The sequence below is a fragment of the Siphonobacter sp. SORGH_AS_1065 genome (assembly GCF_030818595.1).
In the GTDB taxonomy this organism is placed as follows: Bacteria; Bacteroidota; Bacteroidia; order Cytophagales; family Spirosomataceae; genus Siphonobacter.
This window is the reverse complement of sequence record NZ_JAUTAM010000004.1, coordinates 3,558,522-3,571,244: the sequence shown is the minus strand read 5'-3', so window position 1 is coordinate 3,571,244 and position 12,723 is coordinate 3,558,522. Positions and strand designations below refer to the sequence as shown.

At 44.2% G+C, this 12,723-nt stretch carries 8 protein-coding genes and 1 tRNA gene; 4 read left to right on the top strand and 5 right to left on the bottom strand.

What is annotated here, in order from left to right; genetic code table 11:
- Positions 1–114: 114 nt before the first annotated feature.
- Complete coding sequence (locus tag QE390_RS15480; RefSeq protein ID WP_307142802.1) at positions 115–810, bottom strand: ClpP family protease; 696 nt, start codon at positions 808–810, stop codon at positions 115–117.
- A gap of 228 nt (positions 811–1,038) precedes the next feature.
- On the opposite strand from QE390_RS15480, the gene QE390_RS15475 reads away from it, so the two are divergent.
- Positions 1,039–1,395, top strand: a complete 357-nt coding sequence (locus QE390_RS15475; protein ID WP_106638055.1) for a helix-turn-helix domain-containing protein — start codon at positions 1,039–1,041, stop codon at positions 1,393–1,395.
- 208 nt (positions 1,396–1,603) lie between these two features.
- Here QE390_RS15475 and tig read toward each other — a convergent pair whose 3' ends face one another.
- A complete protein-coding gene (gene tig, locus QE390_RS15470) occupies positions 1,604–2,923 on the bottom strand; it encodes a trigger factor (RefSeq protein WP_106638056.1) in 1,320 nt (439 codons plus the stop codon).
- A 175-nt stretch (positions 2,924–3,098) separates the two neighbouring features.
- A tRNA-Leu gene (locus QE390_RS15465) sits at positions 3,099–3,180 on the bottom strand.
- A gap of 284 nt (positions 3,181–3,464) precedes the next feature.
- Here QE390_RS15465 and QE390_RS15460 point away from each other — a divergent pair.
- The 3 genes from QE390_RS15460 (at position 3,465) to QE390_RS15450 (ending at position 7,735) form a co-directional block, all read left to right on the top strand.
- Positions 3,465–5,723, top strand: coding sequence for a bifunctional (p)ppGpp synthetase/guanosine-3',5'-bis(diphosphate) 3'-pyrophosphohydrolase (locus tag QE390_RS15460; protein WP_106638057.1), 2,259 nt, complete (start codon positions 3,465–3,467; stop codon positions 5,721–5,723).
- 145 nt (positions 5,724–5,868) lie between these two features.
- Entirely contained in the window at positions 5,869–6,369 is a 501-nt protein-coding gene (locus QE390_RS15455; protein WP_106638058.1) for a Fur family transcriptional regulator, read from the top strand.
- A gap of 76 nt (positions 6,370–6,445) precedes the next feature.
- On the top strand, positions 6,446–7,735 hold the full coding sequence (locus QE390_RS15450) for an adenylosuccinate synthase (protein ID WP_106638059.1): 1,290 nt from the start codon (positions 6,446–6,448) through the stop codon (positions 7,733–7,735).
- Positions 7,736–8,481: 746 nt separating this feature from the next.
- Here the strand turns inward: QE390_RS15450 and QE390_RS15445 are convergent.
- Positions 8,482–9,183, bottom strand: coding sequence for a DUF4253 domain-containing protein (locus QE390_RS15445; protein ID WP_307142801.1), 702 nt, complete (start codon positions 9,181–9,183; stop codon positions 8,482–8,484).
- A gap of 628 nt (positions 9,184–9,811) precedes the next feature.
- Positions 9,812–12,595 (bottom strand): leucine--tRNA ligase, encoded by a 2,784-nt coding sequence (gene leuS / locus QE390_RS15440; RefSeq protein ID WP_307142800.1) that lies wholly within the window; start codon positions 12,593–12,595, stop codon positions 9,812–9,814.
- Between the last annotated feature and the right edge of the window lie 128 nt (positions 12,596–12,723).

Sequence of the window (12,723 nt, the reverse complement as noted above, 5' to 3'; positions counted from 1 at the left end):
TATAAAGTCTATAGTATTCTACTTATTTCCTACTCATTTGTTTTTTTCACAAAGATATAAAAATCCCCCGACCTCTTTGAGAAGCCGGGGGATTCGTTTACCAGGGGTATTCACCTATTTTTCACGGTGTAGTACTTCATCAATTAAACCATAGGCTTTCGCTTCGTCAGCACGGAACCATTTATCACGATCTGAATCAACTTCGATTTGCTCCTTGGTTTGTCCGGTATGGTTCGCCAGGATCGTGTATAATTCATCCCGAAGTTTCACGATTTCGCGAGCCGTGATTTCAATATCTACCGACTGTCCCTGAGCACCACCACTGGGTTGGTGAATCATTACCCGGGCGTGGGGAAGAGCCGAGCGTTTGCCCGCTGCACCACCGGCCAGTAATACCGCTCCCATCGAAGCCGCTAAGCTCGTACAAATGGTTGCTACGTCAGGACGGATATACTGCATGGTGTCGTAAATACCCAGACCGGCGTATACAGAACCACCGGGCGAGTTGATATACATCATAATATCCCGCTTGGAATCAGCCGATTCGAGGAATAGCATCTGAGCTACTACAATGTTAGCAATACTATCGTCTACGGGCGTTCCAAAAAAGATGATACGGTCGGCCATTAAGCGGGAAAATACGTCTACTTCACGGAAAGGCATGGGACGCTCTTCGATCACGGCACGGGTCATGTTTTCAACGTGATGGCTAGCTGCTCCTCCTACTTGTTGCAGGTAACGATCAACAGATAAGCCATTCAGACCACGGTGGTGTACGGCGTATTTACGGAATTCTTCAGCGTTCAACATGTAATTAGCGTTTGTATTAATTAGTTTCTGATTCTTTATATTGCCGAACCAGGAATGTACGAATCTGTTCACTGAAATCTAAAAAAACAAATCCAGCGAAAAAACAGACGATTTCTGGCCGAAATTCTGACATTCTGTCCGATCTTTTAACTGGTACAAAGTTGCTAGCATCCGCAACAATCTGTCGTTGAAATTTCCGGTAATTCATCGGAATAACTTGAGATCTCCATGAAAATTCACGAAAAAATACGGACACTTCGCCTTGAAAAAGGCTATTCCCAGGAAGCTATGGCCGAGGAATTACACATTTCAACTACGGCCTATGGAGATATGGAACGAGGGAAAACTGAACTGACGATCAGTCGGCTGGAGCAGGTATTACAGATTCTAGGAACCCAGACAGAAGTCTTTTTCAATCCAAATTCCAGCGAAAAAATTCTGCTGGAAAATGAGAAACTTCGGATAGAAAACGAAAAGCTAAAACAGGAGAATCGATACTTAAGGGAAAAATTTGAAGAACGCGTTTTGTCTGAGCTCTATCGAATTGGTGCCGCCACCCGCCGCGAACCCATTGGATTTAAATAAGCTTGAGGAAGTTTGACATGCGTTTGCTGTTTGAAAGTATGGATGACGGCGAGATTTAGCAACTGCTCTAATACTCAAACTTCAAACGATTTTTTATCAAACATTCAACCGATACTCAAACCCAGTAACGAAAAAAGGTTTGAAGTGGTAACGTATCCTAACGCTCCAACTTCAAACCTTTTCAATCTATACTCAAACTTTCTAATGCTTACTCAGCTAAACCCGACTTTGCTTTGAAGCTTTCTACGTCGATGGGTTGTGCATTGGTTTTAACCTGAGTCAGGATGAAGTCCATCGTTTTGCCACCGTATACGCGGTTAAACACGTTCATGTAGTTCTGACCCTTGTTTTCCTGGAGGTAGTTCTGAGCAACTTTCTTAATTACATCGCCCATTCCGTTGTCATCACCGTAGATACCGAATTGCTGACGAACCATTGCTTCTGCGTACGTATTTACGTCTTCTGCTTCTACTTTGATATCAGCCGCTTCAGCAACTTTGTTACGGATCAGCGTCCAGCGAAGATCACTAGCGAATTTGTCGAAATCTTTCTCAACTTCTTCTTCCGTGATTTCACCCTGATTTGTTTCCAGTAACCACTGCTTCAGGAATTCGTTAGGCAGTTCGATCTGAACGTTTTCCAACAACATTTTCTGAATGTCGTCACGTAACAGGAACTCTGCTTCACGCTTGTAGTTTTCCTGAATAATCTTAGTCAGTTCCGTTTTGAATTCCTCTTCGGAAGAGACTTTTCCAGGGCCTAATACTTTATCAAAAAACTCCTGATTCAGTTCAGCTTCCTGATTACGGGTAATGTCTTCAATCGTGAATTCAAATTCACCAGAAAGATCCTCACGGCTCGTCGCCAGTTTCAGACCATTCGCATCGGCGAATAATTTTTGAATATCGAATGTCAGAACTTCGTCTTTTTTCTTACCTAAGAACCAGCCTAATGCTTCTTCCGTCAATTTGTCCGTAGGGATGGCCGATTTCTCTGTGTACTCCCCTTGTTTGAACGTTCCGTATACGAGGTCGCCAGCGGCTACTTCTTCTACGTGAGCGTGTTCGCCCGTACGTTTTTTCAGGTCAGCCAAGGTATCTTCGTATTCTTTCTCACCCGCCTGGATTTCAAAAGCATTCACTTCAGGAAGTTTCGTAAAGTCAATGTCAAAATCAGAAGCCAGACCTAAGTTGTAAACAAATTCGAATTCTTTCTGCGTATCCCAATCGATTCCGTTAGCCTTCTCACGGTCGGGCATAGGATCACCTACTACTAATAACTTAGATTCACGCAGGTAATCATTTACTGCTTTGGAAAGCGTCTCGTTCACTTCATCTACGAGGATGCTTTTTCCGTATAAACGCTGAATAACCGAAGCAGGAACTTTACCAGGACGGAATCCTTTGATGTTCGCTTGTTTCGTATATTCTTTGATTTTCTTATCTACCTGAGGCTGATAGTCTGCGGGAGTTAACGCAATTTTCAGAGAAGCTTCGGTAGTGCTGCTTTTGTCGAGCGTAATGTTCATGTTGATCTAGAATCGAAATCCGTATCTGAGTCTATTTGCTCTTAAACGTAAGTTCAGATATGAAATGAATACGGAAATTAAAGAATACAAATGGACTAAAAATTAAAAAAACCCTCAGAATCAGGGACTCTGAGGGCTAAATCACCTGCTGCACTCAGCATCGGTTTTTTCTACGTACGGACGGGGGGACTCGAACCCCCACGCCTTGCGACACTAGATCCTAAGTCTAGCACGTCTACCAATTCCGCCACGTCCGTATAACCTGGGATCTTCCGTTTCAAAGTCGAATCTGCAACAGACCTTCCTTTGATTTCGGAACGCAAAGGTAAGCTCTTATTTTACCTTTGTCAATACCTTTTCACACTTTCTTATAATTTTTATTTCAAGTCGCTAATGTTACCATTCTGTTATATATATTAGTTCTATGATGTTTTCTCCGTTAGAATACTTCACTACCTTAATCCCCAAAACTTGAAGAGTTGTTCTTCTTTGTAATAAAAGACTTAACCCTTCTTCAATCCCATTTGATATCAGGGTGCTAATGAGTACTGTGGAACTTACGATTGACCTAGAGGCGGAACGCCAGGAAATACTGAAACGCTACCGCAAACTTTTGCGGACAGCTAAACCTTTTTTGAAGGACAATGATGCCAAATTAATTAAGAAGGCATTTACGCTGGCCGCTGACGCCCACAAGGACATGCGACGCAAAACGGGGGAACCTTACATTTACCACCCCATTGCCGTTGCTCAGATTTGTGTGGAAGAAATCGGCTTAGGAACAACGGCCATCATCTGTGCACTCATGCACGATGTGGTGGAAGATACCGACATTACACTGGATGATATTGAAGCCATGTTTGGGAACAAAGTGGCTAAGATCATTGATGGCTTAACTAAAATTGCTGGGATTTTTGAACAGGGAGCTTCAGCTCAGGCAGAAAACTTCCGCAAGCTGTTATTAACCCTTTCAGAAGATGTTCGGGTAATCCTCATCAAGCTCGCCGACCGTTTGCATAATATGCGGACACTCAGTTCGATGAGTCGGGATAAACAGCTAAAAATTGCTTCTGAGACTACGTATCTGTACGCTCCCCTCGCCCACCGGCTGGGTTTGTATACGATCAAAACGGAGCTGGAAGATTTATACCTGAAGTATGCAGAGCCCAAGATTTATAAAGAAATCGCGGCAAAACTGAAGTCAACCAAAACCCGGCGACAACAGTTTATTCGGGAATTTATTCGGCCCATTGAGAAAGATCTTCGCAGTGAAAACATTCCCTTTATTATCAAAGGACGGCCCAAATCCATTCACTCGATCTGGAATAAAATTAAAAACCAGGGCAAAAGCTTCGAAGAGATTTATGATCTTTTTGCCATTCGGGTTATTATTGATTCTACGCCCGATCAGGAAAAGTCGCTTTGCTGGCGGGCTTATTCTATCGTAACGGATCATTATCGTCCTAACCCTGAGCGTCTCCGTGACTGGATTTCTAATCCACGGGCCAACGGTTATGAATCCTTGCATACCACCGTCATGAGTAGCTCTGGGCAGTGGGTGGAAGTGCAGGTTCGTTCCCGTCGGATGGATGAAATTGCCGAAAAAGGGTACGCCGCTCACTGGAAATATAAGGGGAACAACACTAACGTTAACGAAGGTATCGACGCCTGGCTGAATCAGGTTCGGGAAGTGCTGGAGCATAATGATAGCTCAGCCATCGAGTTTATTAATGATTTCCGGGGCCATTTATTTCAGGATGAAGTCTTTGTCTTTACTCCCAAAGGCGACCTCAAAGTATTGCAGGCCGGCTCGACTGCTTTGGATTTTGCGTATTCCATTCACTCTCAAATTGGGTCACGCTGTCTAGGAGCCAAGGTCAATGGCAAACTCGTTGAGATTAGTCATGTCCTGAAAAATGGCGATCAGGTAGAAATTTTAACTTCAACCAAGCAATCGCCCCGCGAGGATTGGCTGAAGTTTGTGATTACAACGAAAGCCCGGGCTAATATCAAAGAAGCCCTGAAGGAGATTAACCGTCAACATGTTAATGAAGGACGGGAAATGGTAAGCAAGAAGCTCAAAAACCTGGGCATTGACTTATCCTTTGACGTAACCAATCAGCTCCGGGCTTACTTCAACGCCCGCGACCCGAATGATTTATTCTACCGTTTCGGGAAAGGCTACCTGCATACAGATGATATTAAACGCTGGAAAATTGCCCGTGATACTCACAAGCGTGCTCTGGAAGCCAAAAACGTGCTTAACAATAGTAATGATGCTCAGGATAGCAAAACCATTGTTAAGGAATTAAAACGGGTACACGGCGACCGACCCGATTCCGACATGCTGTTGATCGGCGAGGATATGGATAAGTTTGACTATACCCTTTCCGCCTGCTGTCACCCCATTCCCGGCGATGAAGTTTTCGGCTTTGTAACGGTGAATGAAGGCATTAAAATTCATAAAACTACCTGTAAAAACGCCCGTGAGTTACTTTCTACCCATGGCAACCGGGTGATTAAAGCCAAATGGTCAAGCCAGTTAGTAGCCTTTCTGGCGGGTATTCGCATTAAGGGAACCGATCGGGTGGGTCTGGTAAATGATGTGACCAAGGTCATTTCCAAAGAGCACAAAGTGAATATGCGGTCAATTATTGTGGATACTAACGAAGGTGGAATTTTTGACGGAAAAATTAAGTTATACGTCCACGACACCGAGCATTTGAATACGCTGATTTCGAAATTGAAAAAAGTAAAAGGCGTATTCGAGGTTTTGCGTTTTGAATATTCTGAAAATTAAGCAGCTATTCTAACCTCCTCACTACTGAATTATTCATCCAAACTACCACGGACAGGGCTATAATGAATCTAAATTCTTAAGGAGTTGACAATTCTCTGAGATAAAGTCCCAAAATGCCCTTTCTTTGCACTTTATTCTGAAAACAATGCCTCTTAACGAATCGAGTTTTACGACGGTGAGGCAGATCTTCACCGCGTTTCTGGAAAATAAAGGTCTTCGTAAAACCCCCGAACGTTTTGCGATTCTGGAGGAGATTTATTCTCGCGACGACCATTTTGACGTAGAAGAACTCTACGTTTCCATGAAGAACAAAAAGTACCAGGTTTCCAGGGCAACCGTCTACAATACCCTTGATGTATTGGTAGAATGTAACCTCGTAACCAAACACCAATTCGGTAAAAACCAGGCTCAGTACGAAAAATCATATGGCCGTCGCCAGCACGATCACCTGATCTGCACTGATTGTCACCACGTAACTGAATTCTGCGATCCTCGGGTGCAGAACATCCAGAACATGGTAGGTGATATGATGCAATCGAACATCATGCACCACAGCCTGATTTTCTACGGGTCTTGTACCAAGCAGAATTGCGAGAATCGTAAATCAATGCTCACAGGGCAACCTTACGCCCTAACGAACGAATAATACGGGTCAGCACTACATCCGGCTTCACAAACGAAGCCGGATTTTTGTGTTTACTCTCTAAATTTCAAATTGTACAATGAAAGTTGACGTATTGCTGGGCCTTCAATGGGGCGACGAAGGCAAAGGGAAAATTGTGGATGTGTTAGCTCCACAATATCAGGTAGTAGCCCGTTTTCAGGGAGGTCCCAATGCTGGACACACACTGGAATTCGAAGGAAAGAAGCACGTGTTGCACCAGATTCCTTCGGGTGTGTTCCGTTCCGAAGTTCTGAATATCATTGGAAACGGTCTGGTACTGGATCCTATCGTATTCAAGAAAGAAATTGAAGGTCTGAGCGAAAAGTTCGGTATGGATCTAACCAAGAACCTGCTGATTTCTAAAAAAACCGCCATTATTCTTCCTTCGCACCGCCTGTTGGACGCGGCTTACGAAAAAGCGAAGGGTGACTCTAAAATTGGTTCAACTCTGCGTGGCATTGGTCCTACTTATACGGACAAAGTATCTCGTCAGGGTCTACGCGTGGGTGACGTGCTTTCGCCAAACTTTCAGGAGAAATACAACCGCCTGGTAGACACGCATAAAATGATTCTGGGCTTCTATAATTTTGAATACGATCTTGCAGAAGCCGAACAGCAATTCTTTGACTCCATCGAATTCCTGAAGCAATTTAAACTGGAAGAAACAGAATACGTCATTAATCAGGCCATCTCTGAAGGTAAGACCATTCTGGCGGAAGGGGCTCAGGGTTCTTTATTAGATATTGATTTTGGTTCGTATCCTTTTGTAACGAGCTCTACGACAACGACTGCTGGGGTTTGCACCGGCTTGGGTGTTGCTCCTAAAAATGTAGGCGAAGTATACGGAATCTTTAAAGCTTACTGTACTCGCGTAGGAAGTGGTCCATTCCCTACGGAATTGAACGACGAAGTAGGCGAACGCATCCGTCAGGAAGGCCGTGAGTTTGGAGCTACTACGGGTCGTTCCCGCCGGACGGGCTGGCTGGATTTACCTGCCCTCAAGTACGCCATGATGATCAACGGGGTTACGCAATTGATCATGATGAAAGTAGACGTATTGAATATTTTCGACGAAATCAAGGTTTGTACGCATTACCAATTGCCTGACGGCACGGTAACTGAACAGATTCCTCATGATTTGAACGACATTGAAGTAACGCCCGTTTACAAAACCTTTAAAGGCTGGCAAACGGATCTGAGCAGTTACCACTGCTACGATGAGTTACCAGCCGAACTTTCAGCGTACATCAGCTTCCTGGAAGAGGATTTAAAATTACCCATTAGCTTTATCTCTACAGGCCCTGACCGTGAAGCCATTATTCACCGGGAATCTCAACTGAGTGCGTAAGCATTGTGAGTTTTGGGTTTTGAGTTTTGGGTTTTGAGTTAAAAAAGAGAAGCCCTTTTCTGAATGATTCAGGAAAGGGCTTCTCTTTTTGTATACACTCTTTTGAATCTACAATCCGAAAGCCCTCTGTAAGGGATTTATAATTCCTAAAGTAACGCTAAAGTAACGCTCACTGCCTCTTAATCAGACGCGATTTCATCGCGTCCCTCCGCCGTCGCTCGGCAAAGCCGAGCGACGGCGGTCAGGGATATAAGATAAGAACCGTGAAATCAAACAGAAACCCGTGTAAACCCAAGGCTAGTCACGCTGAACCCGTCCAGGGTTATTTTTTCCTTTACGAGTTTGTCTTTTTATGGCTTTCTAACATCAACCCCGGATTAACATCCGGGGCTACCCATATTGAACCCCTCCGGGGTTATGGTTCTCATTTCAAAAACCTCTCCCCTATCTTCCGCAGTCGCTCGGCTTTGCCGAGTGACGGTCTAGTTGTAGGCCTCTGGCCGTCTTTTTCAAAGAGATTAGAGGTAAGCTAATGTTTGCATAACCGAAACATTTTTTATCTGCCCTGGTTGGTGTCCTCACCAAACCCTATGCTTTTTATTGATGGCTGGTGATGACACCAGTCAGGGCGGGAGAAAATTACATTAGTGTAATCGATTTGGGTGGTAAAATTTATGATATTGATTACACTAATGTAATAGCACGATAGTGCCTAATTAATATTCTGAATTATCAGTAAATCTAGCCTAATCAAACCATAAATACAATCGCTTCGTTTGCTCTAATTCTTTCGTTAAAGATTCAACATTACCCGCTCCCTGATCTACAATATCGGGGCACAAACGGTATACTTTCTCAGCCACTTTCTGCCAATTATCGGGTTCTTTTTCGATTTCAAATTCACACCAATCGTAGTCTGCACCAATCAGTTTTAAATGTAAGGTTTCATTTAAATCTTTTAGGTGCGTAATTAGTTTAGGGGTATTAAGGCCATAATTAGCTCCACGAGTTTGCATGTATACCAATGGAGTCCATTCGTCCTCCGAATGAACAACAGCTAACTTGGCAGTAGAATCACTCCCATCAACAAGAAAAAGTCTATAATTTTTTGATTCAATATATGGACGTAGTTTTTTGATAATTTTTATCCCAGCTTCTTTCGAGCTAATAGGGTAACAAATCCCTGGCAATAGCACTGTTTTTTGGTCAGGAAAACTCTGAGGTGCTACTAAAGAATCAGTGATCAAGTCAGTTTGTGAAAAATATGTTTTTAAATGCTCTCCTTTGCCCTTAGTTTCTTTTTCTAGCAAATTAATCAATGAAATTTCTATTCCTGTTTGAAAAGATAACTCAGGGGTACTAAAGTTATGCTCAGTGCTAGAAATACTACTGTTGTTCTTACAAGAAATCAATAAAACTAAAATTGCAAATAAGTATATTTTACTCATAAGATGATGCCAATATATTTGAATCTTAAAAGTAGAAATATGTTTTTTAAATTTATAATACGCTCTTTCGGATTTGTAATCCGAAAGCCATCTGTAAGGAATTTATAATTCCTAAAGTAACACTAACCGTCTCTCCCCCAGATGCGACTTCATCGCATCTCTACATGAATAATCGCCTGTTATTGGGGATTGTAAACTCAAAAACTCCGTCATGGCTGGTGAGGACACCAGCCAAGGCGGAAGATTAGCGTATGGGCCAGTCCAACGTTTACCCCGGGTTTTACCCGGGGCTACCCATATTGAACCCCTACGGGGTTAGGGTCTCGATATCCAAACGTCTTGCCTACCTTTACAAGTTTTTCCTTCCCAAACTCCAAACTCCAAACTCCAAACTCCAAACTCCAAACTCCAAACTCCAAACTCCAAACCGCAGCGGCGGCCGCTCAAAACTGAAAACCCATACAAACAAAAAACCTCAGCATTACCGAGGTCTTTCTGCCTAACCATTAAACATTTCAACTTAAACACTAAAGCCGGAAGGCCTCTTGCTTCTGAAGAGACGATCCGGCTTGGGTATTACTCTTAGTTCTGAACTAAAAAATATTTAATTTCAGGATAGTACAGGATACTAGATCACGACGTTAACGATTCGCTTTGGTACAACGACTACCTTTTTCGGAGTCTTCCCTTCGAGCCATCTGATCACCGTTTCATTCGCTAATACCTCAGCTTCAATCTCTTTTGGATTCGCGTCAGCGGGGAACGTTAAAGTTGTTCTTACTTTACCATTAATCTGAACGGGATATTCAAAGGAATTCTCTACCAGATACGAAGCATTGAATTCAGGAAAACTTTGCGTAGTTACCGTTCCGGGTTCATTACCTAAAGCCGCCCATAACTCTTCACTAATGTGCGGAGCAAAAGGAGCCAGAATGCGTACAAAGTCAGCCAGAATAGCTTTTTTGTGGCATTTCAGCGTGGTTAACTCATTGGCAAGTACCATGAAAGCCGGAACTGACGTATTGAATGAAAGTACTTCAATGTCCTCTCCTACTTTCTTAATGGCCTTGTGTAAAACCTTGAGTTCTTCCGCCGTGGGCTGGTCTTCCGTAACCAGATATTTACCCGTCTGATCTTCGTAGAATAAACGCCAAAGTTTACGCAGGAAATTGAACGTTCCACTGATTCCGTTGGTATTCCAGGGTTTGGAATCCGTCAGCGGGCCCAGGAACATTTCGTACAGACGTAAGGTATCAGCACCATACTTCTCAACAATGTCATCTGGGTTTACTACGTTGAACCATCGTTTAGACATCTTCTCAACCTCCCAGCCACACACGTATCTGCCATCTTCCAGGATAAACACGGCATCGGCGGGAACATCCGTACGTGAAGTCTTGAATTTCTCAATGTCCAGCACATCCTGATCTACGATATTTACGTCTACGTGCAATGGCGTTACTTCGTACTGATTTTTCAGGCCCGCACTCACAAACGTTACCGGATTTGATTCTTTCACCCGATACACAAAATTCGAGCGACCCTGAATCATGCCCTGATTCACCAGTTTCTTCGCAAATTCTTCCTGCTCGGCTACGCCAATATCTTTCAGGAATTTGTTCCAGAAACGAGAGTATAGCAAGTGGCCCGTGGCGTGTTCCGAACCTCCCACGTATAAATCAACCCCTTTCCAGTATTGAATCGCTTCTTTCGACGCCAGTTCGTTCTCGTTTTTCGGATCCATATACCGGAACCAATACCAGGACGAACCCGCCCAACCGGGCATGGTGCTTAATTCATATTCGTATTCACCCTTATACTTCCAGTCAGTAGCACGGCCCAGTGGCGGCTCACCCGTTTCGGTAGGCAGGTATTTATCAACCGCGGGTAACTCCAGCGGCAGGTCATTTTCGTCCAACAGATAAGGCAATCCGTCCTTGAAGTAAACCGGAACCGGTTCCCCCCAATACCGCTGCCGACTAAACACGGCGTCACGCATTCGGTAATTGGTTTTGCCTTTACCTAATCCCCGTTCTTCCAGCCACGCGGTTAAGGTTGCCGTAGCTTCCTTATATCCCATGCCGTTAATGATACCGGAATTAATATAGGATCCCTCTTTTGTAGCATCAGCCTGCTCACCGATCCCTTTCTGAGCATCCAGAATCGGTATAATCGGTAAGCCAAAATGGGTCGCGAAATTCCAGTCCCGCTGATCGCCGGAAGGAACGCCCATGACGGCTCCCGTTCCATAGCCTGCCAATACGTAATCGGCCAGATAAATAGGGACTTTCTCTTCGTTAAATGGATTAACAACGTAGCTACCCGTAAATACCCCAGAAACCTTCTTCACTTCCATCATCCGATCCAGTTCGGAACGGCGTTTGGTCGCGTTTACATATTCTTCGACGGCTTCTTTTTGCTCAGCGGTAGTCAGCTCAGGCACTAATTCATGCTCGGGAGCGATTACCATGAAGCTTACGCCATAAATCGTATCTACACGAGTGGTGAATACTTCGATGGTCTGATCTTTGCCTTCCACCTGAAACTTCACACTGGCTCCGTACGAACGTCCAATCCAGTTCCGCTGCTGTTCTTTGATAGACTCCGACCAATCGATGGTTTCCAATCCATCAATCAGGCGGTTGGCATACGCTGTAATTCGCATCATCCACTGACGCATCAGCTTCTTCTCGACGGGATAACCACCCCGTTCCGAAACACCGTCTTTTACTTCATCATTGGCCAGAACGGTTCCTAAGGCTGGGCACCAGTTTACCACGGCATCCGCCAAATACGTCAGGCGATATTTCAGAGTGATTTCGTACTGCTCCGTTTCGCTTTTGGCATTCCATTCTTCCGCCGTAAACGTTGGTACGTCTTCGTCGCAAACGGCATTCACTGCTTTCGAACCTCCTTCGGCAAACGCCTTTGTCAGCGAAGAAATAGGTAAAGCTTTGTCCGCGTCTTTATCGTAATAGTGATTGAACAACTGCATGAAAATCCACTGCGTCCATTTGTAATAATCCGCATTGGACGTGCGAACTTCCCGGCTCCAGTCAAAGCTGAAACCTACGTTTTTCAATTGCTCAATGTATCGGTTAATATTCTGTTCAGTCGTAATAGCAGGATGTTGCCCCGTCTGAATGGCGTACTGCTCGGCGGGAAGGCCAAAGCTGTCAAAACCCATCGGATGCAGCACGTTGTATCCTTTCATCCGCTTGTAACGGCTGAAAATATCACTGGCGATGTATCCCAGCGGGTGACCTACGTGTAAGCCAGCCCCAGAAGGATACGGGAACATATCCAGAACGTAATACTTGGGTTTGTCGGTTTGATCTTCAACGCGGTAAGTCTGGTTTTTCTCCCAGAATTCCTGCCATTTTTTCTCGATATCGCGAAAAGCGTACTCCATTTGTTCAGTTATCAGTTGACGGTTACCTCTTCGGAAAGAGATAACGGTTTTCGAGCCGCAAAAGTAGGCAATTTTAAGGGGAGAACCGTGTCCCTCTGATGAATCTTAAGCGGACGTGAAAGTATTCC